Source organism: Microbacterium sp. ZW3a (assembly GCF_057167165.1).
Genome location: NZ_CM169903.1, coordinates 623,490 through 644,707 on the forward strand (window position 1 = coordinate 623,490; position 21,218 = coordinate 644,707).

At 69.8% G+C, this 21,218-nt stretch carries 21 protein-coding genes; 16 read left to right on the forward strand and 5 right to left on the reverse strand.

Annotated features, from left to right (window positions below; all coding sequences use genetic code 11):
• Positions 1 to 13: 13 nt before the first annotated feature.
• The 12 genes from nirD (at position 14) to purH (ending at position 13,551) form a co-directional block, all read left to right on the forward strand.
• Positions 14 to 379, forward strand: coding sequence for a nitrite reductase small subunit NirD (nirD, locus tag ACU6WY_RS02960; protein WP_483820974.1), 366 nt, complete (start codon positions 14 to 16; stop codon positions 377 to 379).
• The gene (gene cobA / locus ACU6WY_RS02965; protein ID WP_483820975.1) at positions 376 to 1,608 is read left to right on the forward strand and encodes a uroporphyrinogen-III C-methyltransferase; all 1,233 of its coding nucleotides are present in this window, start codon (positions 376 to 378) and stop codon (positions 1,606 to 1,608) included. The genes nirD and cobA overlap by 4 nt, the downstream gene beginning before the upstream one ends.
• Positions 1,605 to 2,744: a uroporphyrinogen-III synthase gene (locus ACU6WY_RS02970; protein WP_483820976.1), complete on the forward strand. Its 1,140-nt coding sequence runs from the start codon at positions 1,605 to 1,607 to the stop codon at positions 2,742 to 2,744. The genes cobA and ACU6WY_RS02970 overlap by 4 nt, the downstream gene beginning before the upstream one ends.
• Positions 2,741 to 3,445 (forward strand): sirohydrochlorin chelatase, encoded by a 705-nt coding sequence (locus ACU6WY_RS02975; RefSeq protein ID WP_483820977.1) that lies wholly within the window; start codon positions 2,741 to 2,743, stop codon positions 3,443 to 3,445. Before ACU6WY_RS02970 ends, ACU6WY_RS02975 begins: the two co-directional genes overlap by 4 nt.
• A gap of 91 nt (positions 3,446 to 3,536) precedes the next feature.
• Positions 3,537 to 4,553 (forward strand): LacI family DNA-binding transcriptional regulator, encoded by a 1,017-nt coding sequence (locus ACU6WY_RS02980; RefSeq protein ID WP_483820978.1) that lies wholly within the window; start codon positions 3,537 to 3,539, stop codon positions 4,551 to 4,553.
• A gap of 166 nt (positions 4,554 to 4,719) precedes the next feature.
• Positions 4,720 to 6,060: an ABC transporter substrate-binding protein gene (locus tag ACU6WY_RS02985; protein ID WP_483820979.1), complete on the forward strand. Its 1,341-nt coding sequence runs from the start codon at positions 4,720 to 4,722 to the stop codon at positions 6,058 to 6,060.
• 74 nt (positions 6,061 to 6,134) lie between these two features.
• On the forward strand, positions 6,135 to 7,067 hold the full coding sequence (locus ACU6WY_RS02990) for a carbohydrate ABC transporter permease (protein ID WP_483820980.1): 933 nt from the start codon (positions 6,135 to 6,137) through the stop codon (positions 7,065 to 7,067).
• Complete coding sequence (locus ACU6WY_RS02995; RefSeq protein ID WP_483820981.1) at positions 7,067 to 8,023, forward strand: carbohydrate ABC transporter permease; 957 nt, start codon at positions 7,067 to 7,069, stop codon at positions 8,021 to 8,023. The genes ACU6WY_RS02990 and ACU6WY_RS02995 overlap by 1 nt, the downstream gene beginning before the upstream one ends.
• A gap of 53 nt (positions 8,024 to 8,076) precedes the next feature.
• Positions 8,077 to 9,588, forward strand: coding sequence for an arabinosylfuranosidase ArfA (gene arfA / locus ACU6WY_RS03000; RefSeq protein ID WP_483820982.1), 1,512 nt, complete (start codon positions 8,077 to 8,079; stop codon positions 9,586 to 9,588).
• A 119-nt stretch (positions 9,589 to 9,707) separates the two neighbouring features.
• Positions 9,708 to 11,192, forward strand: coding sequence for a cell division protein PerM (locus ACU6WY_RS03005; protein WP_483820983.1), 1,485 nt, complete (start codon positions 9,708 to 9,710; stop codon positions 11,190 to 11,192).
• A gap of 87 nt (positions 11,193 to 11,279) precedes the next feature.
• Entirely contained in the window at positions 11,280 to 11,879 is a 600-nt protein-coding gene (gene purN, locus ACU6WY_RS03010; RefSeq protein WP_483820984.1) for a phosphoribosylglycinamide formyltransferase, read from the forward strand.
• A 61-nt stretch (positions 11,880 to 11,940) separates the two neighbouring features.
• On the forward strand, positions 11,941 to 13,551 hold the full coding sequence (gene purH / locus ACU6WY_RS03015) for a bifunctional phosphoribosylaminoimidazolecarboxamide formyltransferase/IMP cyclohydrolase (RefSeq protein WP_483820985.1): 1,611 nt from the start codon (positions 11,941 to 11,943) through the stop codon (positions 13,549 to 13,551).
• Positions 13,552 to 13,720: 169 nt separating this feature from the next.
• Here the strand turns inward: purH and ACU6WY_RS03020 are convergent, their stop codons facing one another.
• The 3 genes from ACU6WY_RS03020 to ACU6WY_RS03030 form a co-directional block, all read right to left on the reverse strand.
• Entirely contained in the window at positions 13,721 to 14,239 is a 519-nt protein-coding gene (locus tag ACU6WY_RS03020) for a DUF1697 domain-containing protein (RefSeq protein ID WP_483820986.1), read from the reverse strand.
• 113 nt (positions 14,240 to 14,352) lie between these two features.
• A complete protein-coding gene (locus ACU6WY_RS03025; RefSeq protein WP_483820987.1) occupies positions 14,353 to 14,694 on the reverse strand; it encodes a DUF7882 family protein in 342 nt (113 codons plus the stop codon).
• Positions 14,695 to 14,719: 25 nt separating this feature from the next.
• Positions 14,720 to 14,887: a hypothetical protein gene (locus ACU6WY_RS03030; RefSeq protein WP_483820988.1), complete on the reverse strand. Its 168-nt coding sequence runs from the start codon at positions 14,885 to 14,887 to the stop codon at positions 14,720 to 14,722.
• Between the two features lie 195 nt (positions 14,888 to 15,082).
• Between ACU6WY_RS03030 and ACU6WY_RS03035 the strand changes: the two genes are divergently transcribed.
• Together ACU6WY_RS03035 and ACU6WY_RS03040 are read left to right on the forward strand one after the other, a co-directional pair.
• Complete coding sequence (locus tag ACU6WY_RS03035) at positions 15,083 to 15,571, forward strand: MarR family winged helix-turn-helix transcriptional regulator (protein ID WP_483820989.1); 489 nt, start codon at positions 15,083 to 15,085, stop codon at positions 15,569 to 15,571.
• A 104-nt stretch (positions 15,572 to 15,675) separates the two neighbouring features.
• Positions 15,676 to 16,674, forward strand: coding sequence for an IS481 family transposase (locus tag ACU6WY_RS03040; protein WP_483820990.1), 999 nt, complete (start codon positions 15,676 to 15,678; stop codon positions 16,672 to 16,674).
• On the opposite strand, the gene ACU6WY_RS03045 is transcribed toward ACU6WY_RS03040, so the two are convergent.
• On the reverse strand, positions 16,675 to 17,070 hold the full coding sequence (locus ACU6WY_RS03045; protein ID WP_483820991.1) for a hypothetical protein: 396 nt from the start codon (positions 17,068 to 17,070) through the stop codon (positions 16,675 to 16,677). It abuts the gene before it with no gap.
• Positions 17,071 to 17,154: 84 nt separating this feature from the next.
• Complete coding sequence (locus tag ACU6WY_RS03050) at positions 17,155 to 18,582, reverse strand: dihydrolipoyl dehydrogenase family protein (protein WP_483820992.1); 1,428 nt, start codon at positions 18,580 to 18,582, stop codon at positions 17,155 to 17,157.
• 286 nt (positions 18,583 to 18,868) lie between these two features.
• On the opposite strand from ACU6WY_RS03050, the gene ACU6WY_RS03055 reads away from it, so the two are divergent.
• Both ACU6WY_RS03055 and ACU6WY_RS03060 read left to right on the forward strand, forming a co-directional pair.
• On the forward strand, positions 18,869 to 19,894 hold the full coding sequence (locus ACU6WY_RS03055) for a LacI family DNA-binding transcriptional regulator (protein ID WP_483820993.1): 1,026 nt from the start codon (positions 18,869 to 18,871) through the stop codon (positions 19,892 to 19,894).
• Between the two features lie 39 nt (positions 19,895 to 19,933).
• Positions 19,934 to 21,217: an extracellular solute-binding protein gene (locus ACU6WY_RS03060; protein WP_483820994.1), complete on the forward strand. Its 1,284-nt coding sequence runs from the start codon at positions 19,934 to 19,936 to the stop codon at positions 21,215 to 21,217.
• Position 21,218 lies beyond the last annotated feature (1 nt).

Genomic DNA, 21,218 nt, shown 5'->3' on the forward strand with positions numbered 1-21,218 from the left:
GGCGGCAGAGGCCATGACCGGCAACGTCGCGGCGTGGATCCGGGTCTGCCGCGTCGACGACCTTCTCGTCGAGCGCGGGGCCGCCGCGCTCCTCGGTGACCGCCAGATCGCCCTGTTCCGCACGTTCGACGGCCGCATCCACGCGACCGACCAGATCGATCCCTACAGCGGGGCCGCGGTGCTCTCGCGCGGCATCGTCGGCGACCGCGACGGCGTGCCGACCGTGGCTTCCCCGATGTACAAACAGGTGTTCGATCTGCGCACGGGCGCGTGCCTGGACACGCAGGGCAAAGATCCGCACGACCTCCATGTGCACCCCGTCGCCGTCCGCGACGGCGAGGTGTTCGTGAAGATCGCGACCGAAGGAGGTTCCCGATGATCGCTTTGGCCGGACTCGACCTGACCGACAAGCTCGTCGTGTGCGTGGGTGCCGGACGCGTGGCCGAACGGCGCATCGAGCGTCTCCGTGCCGCCGGGGCCCGCGTGCGCGTGATCGCTCCCGCCGCCACCGACGGCATCGCGGCGCTCGCCGCGAGCGGCGACCTCGACTGGCATCCGCGGCCCTTCCTCGACGGCGACCTCGACGACGCCTGGTTCTGCCACACCGCCACCGGCGATGCGGCGACCGACGCCCGCGTCGTCACCGCTGCCGAGGCGCGCCGCGTGTGGTGCGTGAATGCCGGTCACGGCGGCAAGGGCACCGCGCGCCTGGCCGCCGAGACCACGAGCGGCGACGTGATGGTCGGGGTCGTCTCGACCGCCGGCGCCGATCCCCGGCGCAGCGTCGCGGTGCGCGACGCGATCGCCGCGCGCCTCGCCGAAGGCGCCCTCCCGCTCCGCCGCCGACGACGCCCGCTCGTGGGGAGTGTGGCGCTCGTCGGCGGCGGTCCTGGCCCCGTCGACCTGCTCACCGTCCGTGCCCGGGCGCTGCTCGCCGAGGCGGACGTCGTCGTGCACGACCGACTCGGCCCCAGCGGCGTTCTCGCCGAGCTGGGCGACGACGTCGAACTCATCGACGTCGGCAAGCGTCCGCAGCATCATCCCGTCCCGCAGCACGAGATCAACGCGCTCATCGTCGAGCGCGCGGCGCGGGGCCTCCGGGTCGTGCGACTCAAGGGCGGCGACCCGTTCGTGTACGGCCGCGGCGGCGAGGAGGTCGTCGCGTGCCGGGCCGCGGGGATCCCGGTCGAGGTCGTCCCGGGCATCAGCAGCTCTATCGCGGTTCCGCAGGCCGCGGGTATCCCCGTGACGCACCGCGGTGTGGCGGGTACTCTTCACATCGTGAACGGACAGGAGACCCCGAGCGCGGCGACTCTCGCGGCGCTGTGCGACGACACCGCCACGGTCGTCGCGCTGATGGGGGTGAGCGCGCTGCCGCGCTTCGCGGCCGCGGCACTCGCTGCCGGTGCGCCCGCCGCACGTCCTGTTGCGTTCGTCGAGAACGGACACACTCCCGCGCAGCGCACCATCCGCACGACGCTCGGAGCGGCGGTGACGGATGCCGAGACCCATCGCCTCGCCAACCCCGCCGTCCTCGTCTTCGGCGAGGTCGCCCGACCCGATCTGCTCCTCCCCGTCGCGGTGGCGCACGGCGCGGGTGTGGGGTGACCCTGCCGCAGCGGACGATCTCGACGGTGCTGCAAGGATGCACCGTCCTTCTTCCCGTCGACCGTCGGTCGGGGGAACTGGCGGCGGCGCTGGAACGCCATGGTGCGCGCGTGCGCGTGGCTCCGGCGTTGACGATCATGCCGCACGTCGACGACGACGAGCTCATCGCGCAGACCCAGCGCCTGGTCGATGACCCGCCCGACGTCGTGGTCGCCACGACCGGTGTGGGGTTCCGCGGCTGGATGGAGACCGCCGACGAGGCGGGGCTGCACGACGCGCTCGGCGCGGTGCTGAAACGTTCGCGCATCGTCGCGCGCGGTCCCAAGGCGCGTGGCGCCATCCAGCAGGCCGGGTTCGAGGCCGACTGGGTCGCCGAGTCCGAAACCGCCGCTGAACTCCGCGACTTCCTCCTCGCCGAGGGGATCGGAGGGCTTCACGTTGCCGTACAGCACCACGGCTCGGGTGCCGATGGTCTCGACGAGGCGTTCACCGACGCCGGGGCGCGTGTGACGAGCCTCACGATCTACCGCTGGGGGCCGCCGCCCGATCCCGCACTCGTTGCCGCTTCGGCTCAGCACGTCGCCCGGGGCGAGATCGACGCCGTCCTGTTCACCTCGGCGCCCGCCGCGCGCGAGTGGATCCTCGCCGCCGAACGTGCCGATGCCCTCGCGGGCGTCGCGGCACGTGCGCGCGCGGGGCACGTGCTGATCGCCGCGGTCGGGCCCATCACCGCGGCACCGCTCATCGACGCGGGCATCGTGCCCCTCGTTCCCGACCGTGGCCGCCTCGGCGCTCTCGTGCGTGCCGTCGTCACGCACTACGGAGGTGCCGAGGCGCCCCTCATCCCCACGAGCGCCGGAGCACTCGGCATCCGGTCCTCGGGCATCGTTCTCGACGGGGCGTTCACGGCGCTGCCACGCACGGGGGTCGAGATCGTGCGCGCCCTCGCCCGCGAGCCGGGCACGGTGGTTTCCCGCACCGACCTCGTTGCGGCACTGTCCAGCGCCGAGTCGAGCGGGCACGCGGTCGAAGTCGCCGTCGCCCGCACGAGGGAGGCGCTGGGGGGTCTCGATCTCATTCGCACCGTCTACAAGCGCGGATACCGGCTCGACGCCATTGACGAGGAGGACTCATGACGGCGGTGCTCATCGCGTGCGCCCACGGGACGCGGTTCGAGGAGGGGCGGGTGGTCGTCCGGTCGCTGCTCGATGTGCTGCGCAGCACGGCCCCCGACGGCGTCGAGGTGCACGAAGCGTACGTCGACGTGCACGGTCCGTACGTCACGGACGTCGTCGCTGCGGCGCGCGAGCGCACCTCCGACATCGTGATCGTGCCGTTGCTGCTTTCGACCGGGTATCACACCGAGGTCGACCTGGTCGAGGCTGCCGACGGCCTCCCCGTGGCGCCGGCGCTCGGCCCGCACCCGGTGCTGGCCGAGATCCTCGCCGATCGCCTGCGGGCCTCGGGCGCGGAGCCGAGCGACACCGTCGTGCTCGCTGCGGCCGGCTCCACCCGCCCCGGCGCCGTTCTCGACGTCGAGCGCATGGCCGGGTTGATGGTGGATGCCGGGGTCACCGGCCCCGTGGTGGCCGCGTACGCCGCGGCATCCGATCCCCGGATCCCCGACGCCGTTCGCGCCGCGCGCGATGCCGGACAACGCACCGTCGCCGCCAGCTACGTCCTGGCGCCCGGTCACTTCTCGCGCGTCATCGAGAAGGCGGACGCCGACGTGACGACCGCACCGATCGGTGCGGACCCGCGCCTCGCGGAGATCGTGTGGGAGCGGTGGCGGGATGCGCGTGCAACAGCGGACGTGGCGCGACAGCGCTCGGCCTGAGAAGCGGAGTCGGTGCCCGCGGCGCGGGTGGCCGGATCAGGGAGCATCACCGTGTCTGTACAACGTTGTACAGTGAGCGGATGGAGGCACGATGACAGCCACGCTGCACGACGTCGCGCGGTTGGCGTCGGTCTCGATCAAGACCGTCTCCAATGTGATCAACGATCGGCCGAACATCCGGCCGGCCACGCGCGAGCGCGTCGAGAAGGCCATCGCCGAGCTCGGCTACACACCGAACCTGACGGCCCGCAATCTGCGCAGCGGCCGGACCGGGGCGATCGCCCTGGCGGTGCCCGACCTCGCACTGAGCTATTTCGCCGAGCTCGCGGCGATCGTCATCGCCGAAGCGGAGCGCCGGGGCGTCGTCGTCCTCGTCGAGCAGACCGGGGGCGACCGGCAGCGCGAGATCGAGCTGCTCCGCTCGCCGCGGCTCAAGCTCACCGACGGCCTCATTTTCAGCCCGCTCGGGATGGGGCAGGACGACGTCGACCGGCTGGCCGTTCCGTACCCGCTGGTGCTGCTGGGTGAGCGGATCTTCGACGGCCCCACCGACCACGTCACCATGCGCAACGTCGAGGCCACGCGAGCGGCCACTGCCCATCTCCTCGCGCAGGGCCGGAAGCGCATCGCACTCATCGGGGCGCACGCCGGCGAGGTCATCGGATCGGCCGGGCTGCGTCTGCGCGGGTACCGGGAAGCGCTCGAGGAGGCCGGCGTCCCGTACGACGACGACATCGTCGGCTACACGACGATGTGGCACCGCGCCAACGGGGCCGACTCCATGCGCGAGTTGCTGCGCCGGGGCGTGGAATTCGATGCCGTACTGGGACTCAACGACACGTTGGCGCTCGGGGCCATGCGTGCGCTCCAGGAGGCGGGGCGACGTGTGCCCGACGATGTCTGGGTGGTCGGCTTCGACGACCTCGACGAAGCGCAGTATTCGATCCCTTCGCTCACCACCATCGACCCCGGTCAGGAGTGGATCGCCCGCACCGCTGTCGAGACGCTCCTCGCGCGCATCGCGGGCGAGGTCGAGGAGGTGTCGCCGCGTCTTCTTCTCGCGGACTATCGCCTGGTGGAGCGCGAATCCGCCCCTGGCATCCGCTGACCTGAAAAACGGTGCTTGACAGTGTGCCACGGTCGAGGCACCATTCATTTACAACGTTTACTTCCAACGTTGTAAATCGTGCAGAGCGGCACTCCAGAGGCGCCGGGCTGCGCCAAGCCATCTCCGAGAGACACCGGTGTTTCGCACCGCGAGAGGAACACAGCCCATGAAGAAGAAGGTCATCGCCGGACTCGGCGTCGCCGTCGTGGCGGCCGCCGCGCTGACGGGATGCAGCTCGTCATCATCCGGATCGTCCGAGGCCTCGTGCACCAACGAGATCCTCCAGCCCGACGCCACGCAGGTGAGCGTGTGGGCCTGGTACCCCGCGTTCGAGCAGGTCGTCGACCTGTTCAACCAGACCCACGACGACGTGCAGATCTGCTGGACCAACGCCGGCCAGGGCAACGACGAATACACCAAGTTCTCGACCTCGATCGAATCCGGCTCGGGGGCGCCCGACGTCATCATGCTCGAGGCCGAGGTGCTGTCGAGCTTCTCGATCCGCGATGCCCTCGTCGACCTGTCCGAGTACGGAGCCGGCGACGTGAAGGGCGACTACACCGAGGGAGCGTGGAAGGACGTCTCCAGCGGGGACGCCGTGTACGCCATCCCCGTCGACGGCGGCCCGATGGGCATGCTCTACCGCCAGGACATCCTCGACCAGTACGGCATTACCCCGCCCACCACGTGGGCCGAGTTCGCCGACGCCGCCCAGAAGCTGAAGGATGCCGGTGCCCCCGGCGTGCTGGCGAACTTCCCGCCGAACGGGCGTGCGTTCACCCAGGCCCTCTTCGCCCAGGCCGGCTCCGTGCCGTTCGAGTACGACAGCGCGTCGCCCACGCAGATCGGCATCGACGTCAACGACCAGGGATCCAAGGACGTGCTCGCCTACTGGCAGGACCTCACCTCCCGGGGTCTCGTCGCGACGGACGAGGCCTTCACCGCCGACTACAACACGAAGCTGGTCGACGGGACCTACGCCATCTACGTCGCCGCCGCCTGGGGCCCGGGCTACCTGCAGGGTCTGGAGGGCACCGACGAGAACGCCGTGTGGCGCGCGGCGCCGATCCCGCAGTGGGATGCCGCGCAGCCCGTGCAGGTGAACTGGGGCGGATCGACCTTCGCGGTGACGAGCCAGGCGAAAGACAAGGAGGCCGCGGCCACGGTTGCCAAGGAGGTGTTCGGCACCGAGGAGGCGTGGAAGATCGGCATCGAAGAGGCCGCGCTCTTCCCGCTGTGGAAGCCGATCCTCGAGTCCGACTACTTCCGTGATCTCGAGGCGCCCTTCTTCGGCGGTCAGCAGATCAACAAGGAGGTCTTCCTCCCCGCGGCCGCCGGCTACACCGGTTTCACCTTCAGCCCGTTCCAGAACTACGCGTACGACCAGCTGCAGCAGCAGGTCACCGCGGTCACGGTCGACGGGTCGAAGGATGCCTCGACGGCGCTCGATGACCTGCAGGCAACGCTCGAGCAGTACGCCACGGAGCAGGGCTTCACGGTCGACTGATCATCGGGCGGGTCGGCCGTGTCGGTCGACCCGCCCTCCTCCTTCCCTCGTTCTCGTTCCCACCGGGAGACCCCATGGTCACGCACACCCTCGCGACGCCGACGCCGACGCCGAAGCGGCGCCGCGCCGACAGCCACATACGCCGACAGCGCGTCGGCTGGCTGTTCATCACCCCGTTCCTCGTGGTCTTCGCCGTCTTCCTGATCTTCCCGCTCATCTACGCGTTCGGGATGAGTCTGTTCAGCTCGACGCTGGCGACCGGCACGAAGTTCGTCGGCGGCGCCAACTACCTCAAGGCGTTCACCGACCCGCTCTTCCTGGGTGGCCTCGGTCGCGTCGCGCTCTATGCGATCGTGATGATCCCCGCGCAGCTCCTGGTCGCCCTCGTCGCCGCACTCGTGCTCGACACCCTCGGCACCTGGCTCGCGAAGGCTTCGCGGCTGCTGATCTTCGCGCCGTACGCGATCCCCGTCGTCATCGGTGCGCTGATGTGGAGCTTCCTCTACAGCCCCCGTTTCGGTCCGGCGGGCACCCTCTTCGGCCTCTTCGGGCTCGACGCTCCGAACTTCCTCGCCAGTGACACGATCTTCGGCAGCCTCGTCAACATCGTCACGTGGCAGTGGTCGGGGTACTACATGATCGTCATCTACGCGGCGCTGCGGTCGATCGATCCGGCCATCTACGAAGCGGCGCGCGTCGACGGGGCCAACGGCTGGCAGATCGCCACGCGCATCAAGGTGCCGATGATCTCGTCGTCGATGGTCATGGTCATCACGTTCGCGCTCATCGGAACGCTGCAGTTCTTCACCGAACCCACCGTGCTGCGCTCCATCGCGTCGGGCGCGCTCCCGGCGGAATACACGCCGAACATGTACGCCTACGCCCTCGCGTTCAGCTACAGCCAGTTCAACTACGCGTCCACGATCGCGTTCTCCCTCGCGATCGTCGTGTTCGTCGGTTCGTTCGGCTTCCTCTTCCTCACCCGCAAGCAGAACGGACTCAAGTGATGGCCGCCCTCACCACCGCGCGAGACGACCGCACGCGCACCATCGTCACGGCCGGCGCCGGGCGCCCCGACCGCGCGGTTCGACGCGAGGCGCGCCGCTCCGCCCGTCGTGCGCAGGGAGGGCGCCGCATCGGTTCGCACGTGCTGCTGCTGATCCTCTCGCTGTATTTCGTCATCCCGATCTGGTGGCTGTTCGTCTCGGCCACAAAGAGCACGGGCGCGCTGTTCTCGAGCCCGGCCTTCTGGTTCGACGACCCGACCCAGCTGTTCGCCAACATCGCCGGACTCTTCCAGCACCAGGGCGGCATCTACTGGACGTGGCTCGGGAACTCGTTCCTGTACGCGTTCGTTTCCGGCATCGGTGCGACCGTCGTCGCGGTGCTCGCCGGCTACGGATTCGCCAAGTACCGGTTTCGGGGCCGCGGGCTCGTCTTCGGCATGATCCTGGGCTCGGTCATGGTGCCGCTGACGGCGCTCGTCATCCCGCAGTTCATGCTGCTCAGCCAGTACGGGCTCGTGAACACCGGGTGGGCCGTCATTCTGCCGTCGCTGCTGAACCCGTTCGCGGTGTATCTCATGCGCGTCTACACGCAGGACACGGTGCCCGACGAGCTCTTGGAAGCCGCGCGCATCGACGGAGCGGGGGAGTGGCGCACGTTCACCCGGATCGTCCTCCCGCTGCTGCGCCCCGCGATCGTGACGGTGCTGCTGCTGTCGATCGTCGGCACGTGGAACAACTTCTTCCTTCCGCTCGCGATGCTCACCAACCCCGAGACCCTCCCCGTGACCGTCGGTCTGAACCGCTGGCTGGCGCTCTCGAACGCCGGGGCGGGTGGTGAGCAGGTGTGGAACCTCATCACCACGGGCGCCTTCATCTCGGTGCTGCCCCTGTTGCTGTCGTTCCTGCTCCTGCAGCGCTACTGGCAGGGCGGCCTCACCCTCGGCAGCGTCAAGTGACGCCGTCGCCCCTCTTCCTCTGATCTCCCACGCACGACACAGAAAGCACACCCATGCCTGACGCACGTCTCACCATCGACCCCGGATTCGCGATCGGTCCGATCCGGCGGAAGATCTTCGGCGGGTTCGTCGAACACCTCGGCCGTCACATCTACACCGGCATCTTCGAGCCCGGACACCCGACCGCCGACGCCGAGGGGTTCCGCCAAGACGTCATCGATCTCGTCAAAGAACTCGGCGTCGACACCATCCGGTACCCCGGTGGCAACTTCGTCTCGGGCTTCCGGTGGGAGGACTCCGTCGGTCCCGTGGAGGAGCGCCCCCGTCGCATCGACCTCGCCTGGCACTCGACCGAGACCAATGAGATCGGCCTGCACGAGTTCTCGTCGTGGCTCGACAAGGTCGGTTCCGACCTCATGATGGCGATCAACCTCGGCACCCGGGGAACCCTCGAGGCGCTCGACCTGCTCGAGTACTCCAACGCCCACGGCGGCACCGCGCTCAGCGATCGGCGCCGCGACAACGGGCGCACCGCACCCTTCGACGTGCGCATGTGGTGCCTCGGCAACGAGATGGACGGCCCGTGGCAGCTCGGGCACCGCTCGGCCGAGGACTACGGCAAGATCGCCTCGCAGACGGCCAAAGCGATGCGCATGTTCGACCCCGACCTCCAGCTCGTGGTCTGCGGCTCCTCGAGCGCCCACATGCCGACGTTCGGCGAGTGGGAGCGCGTGGTGCTCACCCACACGTACGACGACGTCGACCTCATCTCGTGCCACGCCTACTACGAAGAGCGCGGCGGCGACGTCGACAGCTTCCTGGCCTCGGCCGTCGACATGGACGGGTTCATCGAGAAGGTGGTGGCCACGGCCGACCACGTCGGCGCGGTGAAGGGCTCGACCAAGCGCATCGACATCTCCTTCGACGAGTGGAACGTCTGGTACATCGACCGGTACCACGCCGTCGACAAGCTCACCGGCGTCGACAACTTCCCGGTCGCCCCGCGCCTGCTCGAGGACTCGTATTCGGTCCTGGATGCCGTGGTCTTCGGCAACCTCCTCATCTCGCTGCTCAAGCACGCCGACCGCGTCGCCAGTGCGTCACTCGCGCAGCTGGTCAACGTGATCGCGCCCATCATGACCGAGCCGGGCGGGATCGCCTGGAAGCAGACGACCTTCTTCCCGTTCGCGATCACCTCGCGCCTCGCGCGCGGCGAAGCCCTGCGTCTCGACCTGTCGTCGCCGACCTACGACACCGCCGTCTACGGCGAGGTACCGCTCGTCGACGCCGTCGCCACGCACGACGCCGACACCGGTCAGAGCGCCGTCTTCCTGGTGAACCGGTCGACGACCGAGGCGGTCACGATGACGGTCGACATCACCGCCCTGGGCGCCGTGTCCGTTCTCGAGACGCACACCCTGACGGATGCCGACATCTCGGCCGCCAACACTCTGGAGAACCCCGACCGGGTGTCGACCGCTCCCAACGACACGGTGTCGATCGACGGCGGTTCGCTGACGGTGACGCTCCCGCCGGTCTCGTGGACGGCGATCGCGCTCGGCTGAGCCCCGATCCCCGCGAGCGGACACCCGATCATCGGGTGTCCGCTCGCCTCGCGGGGTAGCCCGTCCTCGCCGCGCCTGAGAGGCGCGCCGAGCCGTCGCGGGTAGGGTTCCATTCGCCCATGCATCGCCTTCTCGTCGCCCTCCTCGCCGCCCTCGACGCCGTGCTGGCGGCCGCCGGCGGTATCGCCGTGGTGCTCGCGCCCCTCACGCTCCTGTGGGTGTTCGGCCTCGGGGAGGCCGACTGGGGCGCTCTGTGGCCGGCGGCCGCGGCGGTCTGGCACCTCGGTCATCTCGTGCCGGTGGCCGTGACCCTGCCCGACACCTATCTCGCGGCCACGGGCATCGACCCCTCGCTCGCGACCTTCACGCTCTCGCTCGCACCGCTGGCGTTCGCGGTCTTCACCGGTCTGTTCGCGGCTCGATCCGGCGTGCGGGCCGCCGATGCGGGCGCCCCGATCACCGGCTGGCTGTCCGGCTCGCTGGTCTTCGCAGGCCTCGCGACGCTCGTCGCCCTCACCTCGAACGCCGCCCTCGTGGCATCCGAGACGTGGCTGGCGATCCTGCTGCCGTCGCTCCTCTTCTTCGTGCCGTCGCTCCTCGGCGCGGTCGTCGCCGCGTGGCGCGTGGGCGACGAGGGGCCGATCGACGCTCTGCGACACCGCATCGCACGTCTTCCCGGCGCCTGGGCCGCCGTACCGGCTCTCGCCGCACGAGGACTCGCCCTGACGACGCTCGGACTCGTCGGCGTGGGCGGACTGGTGCTCGTCGCCGGGCTCGTCGCGCGCTCCGGGCAGGTGATCGGACTCTTCCAGGCGAGCAACGCGGATGCCATCGGCGCCACCGTGATCGCGCTCGGACAGCTCGTGTACCTCCCGACGCTCGTGCTGTGGGCCCTGGCGTTCACCGCCGGTCCCGGCTTCGCGATCGGCAGCGACACCGCGATCACCCCGGCCGCGACGCAGGTCGGCGCGCTCCCCGGCATCCCGGTGCTGGGCGCGGTGCCGGATTCGACGTCGTCGTGGTTGCTGCTGCTCGTCTTGCTGCCCGTCGGCATCGGGGCGTTGACCGGGTGGATTCTGCGCTCCCGGATGCCGCTGAGCACCGGCCCCGAGCCGATCGGGCCGCGCCTGACCCTCGCGGTCGTCGTCGCCGCGCTCACCGGTGGGGTCGGGGCGCTCGTCGCGGTCGTTTCGTCGGGCGCGATCGGTCCGGGCCGTCTCGCGGTGACGGGACCGCAGCCGGGACCCCTCGCCCTCGCGCTCGGCCTCGAGGTGCTCGTGGGCCTCGCCATTCTCTTGCTGAGTCCGCGCGTCGGCGGTTCGGCGACGCCGCTCACCGCGCCGCGTGAGGAAGCCCCGGCGTTCTCGTTCCCGGCCCGCGCGCACGCGCCGTTCGACCGCGACGAGCACCTTACCGGCCCCACCCCGACGGCTCCCGGGCCGGGGGCCGGCATCGCAACCGACGTGTGGCCGAGTGCGTACCGAGCCTCGGATGCCACCGATTCGGCGTCGACACCCGACCCCGCGGCCGCGTCGAGCGACGACGACGACGTGCGCGCGCGCATCCGTGCCGCCTGGGGCGATGACACCCCGGATCAGCGCTGACGTCAGGGCACGCCGGCCGTTCCGGACCATGCCCGGGGGATGCGGGCCGATCCGCGCGCTCGAACGCACCTGCGTAGACTGACCTCCGTGCTTACGGTCGCCGTCCTCATCTCCGGCACCGGCTCCAATCTCCGCGCCCTGCTTGAGGCGGCTGCCGCCCCCGACTTCCCGGCGCGCGTGGTCGCGGTCGGTGCCGATCGCGAGGCCGACGGCTTCGCGCACGCCGAGCACTTCGGCATCCCGACCTTCCTCGTGCCCTTCGAGGCGTTCGCCTCGCGTGAGCAGTGGGGTGCAGAACTGGGAGCGCAGCTCGCCGTCTGGCAGCCCGACCTCGTCGTGCTGAGCGGGCTCATGCGTCTGCTCCCGGCCGACCTCGTCGCCGCGTGGGAGCCCCGCATCATCAACACCCACCCGGCGTTCCTGCCCGAGTTCCCCGGAGCTCACGGCGTGCGCGATGCGCTCGCCGCCGGCGTCGACCAGACCGGCGCGAGCGTCATCGTCGTCGACTCCGGTGTCGACACGGGGCCGATCCTCGCGCAGGAGCGTATCCCGGTGCTGCCCGGAGATGACGAGGATGCGTTGCACGAGCGCATCAAGCCGGTGGAACGCCGTCTGCTTATCGACGTCGTGCGCCGCATCGCCGAGGGCGAGCTCGACCTCGCCGCCCCGATCGCCCGAACCGCCTGACCGGGCCGCGGGCGCTCGCCCGCTGCCTTCGAACCCGACTCGAGACAGAGGAGCCGCAGCCATGGCCGGACCCCGCCACGACCCCGCCGACTACCGTCCCCGTGACATCGTCCCGATCCGCCGCGCGCTCGTCTCGGTGAGCGACAAGACCGGCCTGCTGGAGCTTGCCGGAGCGCTCGCGGGCGCGGGCGTCGAGATCGTCTCGACCGGCTCGACGGCCGCGTCGATTCGCGACGCCGGGTTCGAGGTCACCGACGTCTCGGCGGTCACCGGCTTCCCCGAGTCGCTGGACGGGCGCGTGAAGACGCTCCACCCGAGCGTGCACGCCGGCCTCCTCGCCGACCTCCGCCTCGCCCGGCACGAAGCGCAGCTCGAGGATCTCGGCATCCGCCCCTTCGAGCTCGTGGTCGTGAACCTGTACCCGTTCGTCGAGACCGTGGCATCCGGTGCCGAGGGCGACGACGTCGTCGAGCAGATCGACATCGGCGGCCCCGCGATGGTGCGCGCCTCGGCGAAGAACCACGCCAACGTCGCGATCGTCGTTTCGCCCGAGTCGTACCCCGCGATCATCGACGCCCTGCAGACCGCGGGTGGCACGTCGCTCGTGCAGCGCCGCGAGCTGGCCGCGCGCGCGTTCTCGCACACCGCGGCCTACGACACCGCCGTGTCGACGTGGTTCGCCGAGGGCACGCTCGGCGACGACATCGACCTGCCCGCGCACCTGACGATCAAGGCCGAGCGCCTGTCGACCCTGCGCTACGGCGAGAACTCGCACCAGCGGGCCGCGATCTACACGCGCGTCGGCGGGCACGGCATCGCCCAGGCCACGCAGCTGCAGGGCAAGGAGATGTCGTACAACAACTACGTCGACGCCGATGCGGCTCTCCGCGCCGCCTTCGACATGGTCAAGCCCGCCGTCGCGATCATCAAGCACGCCAACCCGTGCGGTATCGCGGTCGCCGCGCCCAACGCGCTCGACCCGATCGCGTCGGCGCACCTGCGCGCGCACGAGTGCGACCCGGTGTCGGCGTTCGGTGGCGTCATCGCCGCGAACCGCACCGTGACGCTGAAGATGGCCGAGAACCTCCGCGACATCTTCACCGAGGTCATCATCGCGCCCGCCTTCGAGCCCGAAGCGCTCGAGGTGTTCAAGCTCAAGAAGAACCTGCGCGTGCTGCAGCTGCCCGCCGACTGGCGGCAGGAGCCCATGGACGTGCGCCTCGTCTCGGGCGGACTGCTGCTGCAGGATGCCGACCGCTTCCCCGCCGACATCGAGTCGGTCGCGAAGAACTGGGAGCTCGTCTCGGGCGAGCGGCCCGCCGAGGGCGCCATGGAGAGCCTGATCTTCGCGTGGAAGGCCTGCCGCGCGGTGAAGTCGAACGCCATCGTGCTCGCGCAGAGCTCCGCGACGGTCGGCATCGGCATGGGGCAGGTCAACCGCGTCGACTCGTGCCGCCTCGCGGTCGAGCGCGCCGGAGACCGTGCCGCCGGTTCCATCGCGGCATCCGACGCCTTCTTCCCCTTCGCCGACGGGCCGCAGGTGCTCATCGACGCGGGCGTGTCGGCCATCATCCAGCCGGGCGGCTCGGTGCGCGACAGCGAGGTCGTCGACGCGGCCCGTGCGGCCGGCGTGACGATGTTCTTCACGGGCGAGCGCCACTTCTTCCACTGAGCGCCCCCGCCCCGCTGCGCCGCCCCCGCTGCCGCCGCTGCTGGGGCGCCGCGGCTGGCTGGCTGGGGCCCCCGGCTTGGGGCGATAAACGCGATTCGCGCCGGGAAACGTGCTGTTGACGCGTTTCCTGACGCGGATCGCGTTTATCGCTGTGGCTGGCGGCGGGGTGTCACGCGCTGAGGGCGATGAGCTTCGCGACGGTGTTGGCGTTGCGGGCGGTGCCGATCACGCCGAGGCGCTTCTCGAACCACCCAGCCTGCAGCTTCGAGCCGCCGATGCCCTCGGGATACCGCACGAACACCTCGCGGCCATCCAGCACCGCTTCTTCGGGCACGCCGACGGGCAGCTCGAGTGCCGCGCTGGTCGGCGCGGTCTCGAGAAACACGGTCTGCACCCATCGCCCCTCCGGCGCGTCGGCGAAGGGGTTTCGGGCGTGCGCGTCGCGGAGTTCAGCGTGGGAGCGCATGATCACCGGCAGATCGTGACCGAACGCCTCGCGCACGGCCGCGCGAATCGCGGCGGCGGTTTCGCCGGGGGCCCGCCCGGCGTCGTCGAGCACCACGTTGCCCGCCACCTGCAGCGTCTCGACCTCGCCGAGACCCACGGATGCCAGGACCTCTCGCAGCGCGGGCATCTTCAGCGCCGTGGGCCCTCCGACGCCGCGAATCAGAGCAACAGACCGGGGCATGAGGCAAATCTACGCCGAGGTGTCGCAGCGTCGCTCGGGAATCGACAGAGCTGCGACAAACGACTGCACCCCGCCCCCCTCGATGGGGGCGGGGTGCGAGGCAGGTGTGCGGATCAGGCGGCTGCGGCGAGCTGCACGCGGTGCGCGCTCTCGTGCTCCTGCCAGGTGGCCGCGTCGAGCAGCAGACCCGACGACATCGCCGCCTGGTCGGCGAGCTGACGGAGGTATCCGCCCGACAGGCGCTCGGCTTCGACGCTCGAGTAGAGGAACCGCAGGGGGATGGCCGGCTGGATCCACAGCGTCGTACGCGTGTGCGCGGCGGCCACGTCGGTCCACGTGATCGTGAACGACTCGCTGCGTCGCAGCTTGGTCGAGAGGACGACCTGAAGGTACTGGAGCAGCCTGTCGTCGATTTCCATCGGCTGCGGGTCGGAACCGTAGAAGAGCTTTCCCATGGTGACTCCTGAGGTGGGTAAGTGGTCAAAGAATGAGGGGGAGGATGGCCCCGGCAGCGCCGACCGAGACCGTGATCGCTGCGGCGATGACGAACGCAGCGACGTCGGGAGCGGACGCGCGATCCGCGACCGGGACGAAGGTCGCACGTCGCGTCGGTGCGGTCCGACCCCCGGTGAAGAGATTGGTGACCATCGCGGCTTTCCTTCCGTCCGTTTCGACCGGTGCTGTCAACCCCGGTGATGATCAACGTAGCAGGTAATTAACTACGTTAGTAAATACTGTTGAGTGTCATGTGGGTTGACAGTTACTGAACGTGATGGTCAGGTCGAGAACTTTAGGGAGTTAGGTATAGTGCTTCGGGGCATCAGCAACGTAGGGAGCTATGGGATGGCGGAGGAATCGGGTGACTCGTCGCCCTTGATGGCGGCGCTTGCCTTCTACGTCCGGGAACGAGACCAGGCTGCTGCCCAGGCGCGCAAGCAGCTCGGCGTCAACGAGCTCGACGCCAAGGCTCTCGCGTACGTCGGAGCACATCCGGGCGTTCGGCCGTCCGAGCTGGCGGGACACCTCGGTGTGACGTCGGCCGGCGTGACGACGATGGTGGAGCGACTCGTGCGGCGCGGCATCCTTCGTCGGGAGTTCGACGAAGCGGATCGCCGCGTCAACCACATCCATTTGGTGGTCGACCTCGAGAAGGAGCCGTGGTCGCAGCTGGCCCGCTTCGACACCACGTGCCGACAGATCATCGGCCATCTCGACCCTCAGGTCGAGGCCGACCTTGCCGCTTTTCTCACTCACACCACGGCGGCTGCTCGCGATGAAGCGCGACGAATCGACGCCGAGGCGACGGGCGAGTCCGAGTCTTCGGTCGCCTAGCTGTAGTGCCCAGGGACGTTGTTTGACCTGGTTGCCGTGATGTGACGAGAACCTCCCGGCAGAGTGGAGCTGCTACCGCTTCCGCTCTGAACCAGGAGGTTCTCGTGTCTCACGCTAATGCGGCGCTCACGCCGCGCCAAAGGCTTCGGCTTGCCCGGCAGATTGTCGATGACGGCTGGCCGGTCGCTGCCGCCGCGCATTTCTTTCGGGTGTCATATCCGACAGCGGCGAAATGGGCTCGCCGGTATGTCGAACTCGGTCCCGAAGGCATGACCGATCGTTCGAGTCGGCCGCACTCGCATCCGAACCGAACGTCGCAGCCAGTGGTGAAGAAGATCGTGCACCTGCGGATCAGGAAGCGGCTCGGACCGGTCCAGATCGCTGGGCGGCTCGGGCTGAGCGCGTCGACTGTTCATGCGGTGCTGGTGCGTTGCAGGCTGAACAGGCTCACGCACGTTGACGTGCGGACGGGCGAGCCGGCGCGTCGTTATGAGCACGAGAGTCCGGGGTCTCTGATCCACGTCGATGTGAAGAAGCTTGGCAACATCCCCATCGGCGGTGGCTGGCGATTCGTCGGCCGAGCCCAAGGCATGAAGAACCGTGCGGCGACGGAACCGAACCGACGCAAGGGCAAAAACAGAGACCCGCTGATCGGCCACGCGTTCGTGCACACCGTCATCGACGATCACTCCCGCGTTGCCTACGCCGAGATCCATGACGACGAACGAGCTGACACCGCGATCGGCGTGCTGCGCCGAGCGGTCTCGTGGTTCGCCGACCACGGCGTGACCATCGAGCGAGTGCTCTCCGACAACGGATCGGCCTACCGGTCGCACGCCTGGCGGCACGCCTGCAACAACCTCGGGATCACGCCGAAGTTCACTCGGCCACGACGCCCGCAGACCAATGGCAAGATCGAGCGTTTCCACCGCACCCTGGCAGACGGCTGGGCCTACTCGAAGCACTACAACTCCGAGTCAGCGCGCCGGGCCGCGCTGCCCGCCTGGTTGCACTTCTACAATCACCACAGGCCCCACACCGCCATCGGCAAGCTCCCGCCCATCAGCCGGATCTCAAACAACCTGCCTGGGCACAACACCTAGCTAGTCCTGGGCTGGTGCGCCCAGTTGAGCCATGTGCTCGATCGACTTCGCCTGGAGGAAGGCGCAAAGATCGGCGGCGATCGTCAGCTCCCGACACAGGTCGTAGACGTCGTCGGGGGAAAGCTCCGTGGACTCGGGGTGCGCCTCGACCGTGACGCGCCAGTCCGGCGCTCCCGTTTCGGCGGGCTGGATATAGATCGACGTCGTGGCGTGACGCAACGGGAAGATCACCAGGCCGCTGTCGCGCCCGTCGACGGGCTCCTGGTCGGCGACGTACGCGCCGCAACCCGCGTGCTCTTCACTTGCGGCGAACTCTTCCAGCCACACCTGCAACGTGTCTTTGCTGCGAAATGGCACCTTGCCTACCCCCACGTGTTCCGGTGGAGCGTGCTCCATCGCATGAATCGTACGACAGTTTGGACTCGGCCCAGCAATGTCGATCAGGCGCCCTTTGGCGGCTGGTGAGGCGTGCGACGGAGGTCAGGCGCTGTCGCGACCGAGGGTCTCGAGCAGTCGCAGCCACACCTCGCTGACGGTCGGGTACGAGGGCACGGCGTGCCACAGGCGCTTCACGGGAACCTCGCCGACGATCGCGATGGTCGCCGAGTGCAGGAGCTCCGCGACATCGGGGCCGACGAAGGTCGCGCCGACCAGGACTCCGCGGTCGAGATCGACGATCGCCCGGGCTTTGCCGACGTACGCGTCGGACTGTTCGCTCGCTCCGGCGACGTGCGCGAGGTCGTAATCGAGCACCCTCACGCTGAGTCCGCGCTCCTCGGCCTTTTTCGCGGTGAGGCCGACGGATGCCACCTCGGGATCGGTGAACGTCACCTGCGGCACGGCGTCGTGATCGGCGGTCGCCACGTGGGCGCCCCACGGGGCGTCGTCGACCTCGTCGCCCTTCGCGCGCGCGGCGATGACGTCGCCCGCCGCCCGCGCCTGGTACTTGCCCTGGTGCGTGAGCAGGGCGCGGTGGTTGACGTCGCCCACGGCGTAGAGCCAGTCGAAACCGCGGACGAGCATCGTGTCATCGACATCGAGCCAGGTTCCGGCTTCGAGGCCCACGGTGTCGAGGCCCAGGTCGGTGGTGCGGGGTACGCGCCCCGTGGCGACGAGCACCTCGTCGGCGGTGACCGTCGTGCCGTCGGACAGCTCGAGCACTCGCTGGCCGCCGTCGTCGCGGCGGGCGGCCGTGGCATCCACCCCGATCGTGACCGTGACGCCGCTCGCGCGCAGGGAGTCGGCGACGAGCTCGCCGGCGAACGGCTCGGTGCCCCCGAGCAGGCCCGAGCGCGCGATGATCGTGACCTCGGCGCCAAGGCTGGCGAACGCGGTGGCCATTTCTGCCCCGACGACGCCGCCCCCGAGGATCGCGAGCGAGCGGGGGATCTGTTGCACGGCGGTGGCTTCGCGGCTGGTCCACGGCTCGATGTCGGCGAGCCCGGGGATGTCGGGGAGGAGCGCTGCCGAGCCGGTGCACACGGCGACGGCGTGGCGAGCGACGAGGTCGGTGGTGGTGCCGTCGTCGGCGGTGACGCGCACCGTCTTCTCGCCGGTGAGTGCCCCGTGTCCGCGAACGAGGTCGATGCCCGCGCCCTCGAGCCATTCGACCTGGCCGGAGTCGTTCCAGTCGCTGGTCATGGTGTCGCGCCGGCGGAGGACCGCGGCGACGTCGAGATCGCCGGTGACGGCCTGCTTCGCGCCGTCGACGTCACGCGCCGCCCGGAGCGCCGCGCCGCTGCGCAGGAGCGCTTTCGACGGCATGCACGCCCAATACGAGCACTCGCCGCCGACCAGTTCGGATTCGACGATGGCCGCCGTGAGCCCGGCCTGCACGGCGCGGTCGGCGACGTTCTCGCCGACGGGGCCGGCGCCGATGACGATGAGGTCGTATTCGCGTTCGCTCATGACGCTCACGCTAGCGAGGACCGCCGACATCGGGGAGGGGTTGCGGCGTCCGCCTTGGCATCCCGCTTCCCGGGGTGGCCCCGGGGCCACGTCCGGCGCCCCGGGGCCACCCGCGGCGCCCCGCCAGCCCAGGGCCACCCGCGGCGCCCCGCCAGCACGGGGCCACCCGCGGCGCCCCCCACCGCACCCGGCCACCGCGGCCCAGGGTTGACGCCGATGCTGAACCGGTTTAGAGTCGTCCATGCTGAACCGGTTTAGGTCAGTGGATGCCACAGCGAGGTGACGGATGACGAACGAAACGCGGCCCACGATCGCCGATGTCGCGCGGCGCGCCGGGGTGAGCAAGGGCTTGGTGTCCTTCGCGCTCAACGGCCGCCCCGGTGTCGCCCCCGACACCCGGGCGCGCATCCTTTCGGTCGCCGCCGAGATGGGGTGGAGCCCCAGCCTGCGGGCACGCTCACTGAGCGTCGGACGCGCTTTCGCGTGCGGACTCGTCATCGGGCGCAGCCCCGACGTCATCGCCGCCGACCCCTTCTTCCCGTCGTTCATCGCCGGAGTCGAGGACGAGTTCTCGGTGTCGGGTCAAGTGCTGGTGCTCGCGGCGGCCACTCCGGGTCGCCACGAGGAGGAGACCTACCGGGGTTTGGCCGCCGACCGGCGGATCGACGGCGTGATCCTCTCCGACCTGCGCGCCGATGACCCTCGGATCGACCTCGTCGCCGGCCTCGGCATCGCGGCCGTGACCCTGGGCGTCCCCGACGTCGACAGCCCCTTCACCTCGGTGTCGGTCGACGATGGCGTCGGCATCCGGCTCGCCGTCGATCACCTCGCCGACCTGGGCCATACCGACGTCGCCCATATCGCCGGCCCCTTCGCGATGCTGCACGGCCGACACCGTGCGGCCGCGTTCGAGGACGCGGCGCGAGCGCGCGGCATCCGGGCCCGTGTCGTCGAGACCGACTTCAGCGCCGCCGACGGGGCGCGGGCCACCACAGCCCTGCTCGACGCCGGGGTCCGGCCCACGGCGATCGTGTACTCCAACGACTCCATGGCCGTCGCGGGGCTCGGCACGGCGCAGCGCCGCGGCCTGTCGGTGCCCCGCGACCTCTCGATCACCGGCTTCGACGACACTGAGCTCGGTCGGCACCTCTTCCCCGCCCTCACGAGCGTCTCCACCGACGCCCGCGGGTGGGGAGCCGCAGCGGCCCGGGCGTTGCTCGCCGCCATCGGTGGTGCCGATCCCCAGGCTCTCGTCCTCGACGACCCGCGACTGTGCGTGCGCGACTCCACCGCGCCACCACCCCACAGCTGACACCCCGCGGACCCCGTCCGCATTCACTAGGAGGAAGACATGCGACGACGCATTCTCGCCACAGCCGTAGCCGCCACCGGCATCCTCGCCCTCTCCGCGTGCAGCGGAGGCGGCGGTGGAACCGGGGGAATGGACGCCCGTGGCCCTATCACCATCTGGTATTCCAACAACGACGCCGAGATCGCCTGGGGCGAGCAGATGGTCGAGGCGTGGAACGCCGAACACCCCGACGAGCAGATCACCGCGCAGGAGATCCCGGCTGGGTCCTCGAGCGAAGAGGTCATCGGAGCGGCCATCACCGCCGGGAACGCGCCGTGCCTGGTGTTCAACACCTCGCCCGCCGCGGTGCCCGGCTTCCAGCGCCAGGGCGGCCTGGTCAACCTGTCGGAGTTCCCCGACGGCGAGCAGTACATCACCGAGCGCAGCGGCGACCTCGCCGAGCAGTACCGCTCGGACGACGGCGGCTTCTACCAGCTGCCGTGGAAGAGCAACCCCGTGATGATCTTCTATAACAAGGACCTCTTCGCCCAGGCGGGTCTCGACCCCGAGAACCCCTCGCTCGCGACGTACGACGAGTTCCTCACCACCGCACGGACCCTCAAGACGGCGGGAGTCGCGCCGTACGCCATCAACCCGGCGCCCACGAGCGAGTTCTTCCAGTCGTGGTTCGACTTCTCCCCGCTGTACGCGGCGCAGACCGGCGGGACGCAGCTCGTCGAAGACGGGCAGGCCACCTTCGACGACGCCGACGGCGAAGCCGTCGCCAACTTCTGGCGCACGATCTACGCCGAGCAGCTCGCGGGCAACGAGCAGTACCAGGGCGACTCGTTCGCCGACGGGCAGGCCGCGATGGCGATCGTCGGCCCCTGGGCGGTCTCGGTCTATCAAGACAAGGTGAACTGGCGCGCCGTCCCGGTGCCCACCGAGCAGGGCGTCGCGGCCGACGAGACCTGGACCTTCAGCGACGCGAAGAACATCGGCCTGTTCACCGCGTGCGAGAACAAGGGCACCGCGTGGGACGTGCTGAAGTTCGCCACGAGCGAGGAGCAGGACGGTGCCTGGCTCGAGGAGACGGGCCAGATGCCGCTGCGCACCGACCTGACGACCACCTACGCCGATTACTTCGCGGCCAACCCCGCCTACGAGCAGTTCGGCGACCAGGCCGCGCGCACCGTCGAGGTGCCGAACGTGGCCAACTCCGTCGAGATCTGGCAGGCCTTCCGCGACGGCTACTCGAAGGCCGTGATCTTTGGCGAGGGCGACGTGACGACCTTCCTGACGGATGCCAAGACCCAGATCGACCAGCTGGCGGCGGGGAACTGAC

Excerpts from the sequence above, each read along its gene's own strand:
- ACU6WY_RS03050 (WP_483820992.1), bottom strand. The coding sequence starts at position 18,582 with ATGAGCGAACGCGAATACGACCTCATCGTCATCGGCGCCGGCCCCGTC.
- purH (WP_483820985.1), top strand. The coding sequence starts at position 11,941 with ATGGCCGGACCCCGCCACGACCCCGCCGACTACCGTCCCCGTGACATC.
- ACU6WY_RS03060 (WP_483820994.1), top strand. The coding sequence starts at position 19,934 with ATGCGACGACGCATTCTCGCCACAGCCGTAGCCGCCACCGGCATCCTC.
- ACU6WY_RS03055 (WP_483820993.1), top strand. The coding sequence starts at position 18,869 with ATGACGAACGAAACGCGGCCCACGATCGCCGATGTCGCGCGGCGCGCC.
- ACU6WY_RS03045 (WP_483820991.1), bottom strand. The coding sequence starts at position 17,070 with ATGGAGCACGCTCCACCGGAACACGTGGGGGTAGGCAAGGTGCCATTT.
- ACU6WY_RS02995 (WP_483820981.1), top strand. The coding sequence starts at position 7,067 with ATGGCCGCCCTCACCACCGCGCGAGACGACCGCACGCGCACCATCGTC.
- ACU6WY_RS03005 (WP_483820983.1), top strand. The coding sequence starts at position 9,708 with ATGCATCGCCTTCTCGTCGCCCTCCTCGCCGCCCTCGACGCCGTGCTG.
- ACU6WY_RS02985 (WP_483820979.1), top strand. The coding sequence starts at position 4,720 with ATGAAGAAGAAGGTCATCGCCGGACTCGGCGTCGCCGTCGTGGCGGCC.
- ACU6WY_RS03025 (WP_483820987.1), bottom strand. The coding sequence starts at position 14,694 with ATGGGAAAGCTCTTCTACGGTTCCGACCCGCAGCCGATGGAAATCGAC.
- ACU6WY_RS03035 (WP_483820989.1), top strand. The coding sequence starts at position 15,083 with ATGGCGGAGGAATCGGGTGACTCGTCGCCCTTGATGGCGGCGCTTGCC.
- arfA (WP_483820982.1), top strand. The coding sequence starts at position 8,077 with ATGCCTGACGCACGTCTCACCATCGACCCCGGATTCGCGATCGGTCCG.
- ACU6WY_RS02990 (WP_483820980.1), top strand. The coding sequence starts at position 6,135 with ATGGTCACGCACACCCTCGCGACGCCGACGCCGACGCCGAAGCGGCGC.
- ACU6WY_RS02980 (WP_483820978.1), top strand. The coding sequence starts at position 3,537 with ATGACAGCCACGCTGCACGACGTCGCGCGGTTGGCGTCGGTCTCGATC.
- ACU6WY_RS03020 (WP_483820986.1), bottom strand. The coding sequence starts at position 14,239 with ATGCCCCGGTCTGTTGCTCTGATTCGCGGCGTCGGAGGGCCCACGGCG.
- ACU6WY_RS02975 (WP_483820977.1), top strand. The coding sequence starts at position 2,741 with ATGACGGCGGTGCTCATCGCGTGCGCCCACGGGACGCGGTTCGAGGAG.
- nirD (WP_483820974.1), top strand. The coding sequence starts at position 14 with ATGACCGGCAACGTCGCGGCGTGGATCCGGGTCTGCCGCGTCGACGAC.
- ACU6WY_RS03030 (WP_483820988.1), bottom strand. The coding sequence starts at position 14,887 with ATGGTCACCAATCTCTTCACCGGGGGTCGGACCGCACCGACGCGACGT.
- cobA (WP_483820975.1), top strand. The coding sequence starts at position 376 with ATGATCGCTTTGGCCGGACTCGACCTGACCGACAAGCTCGTCGTGTGC.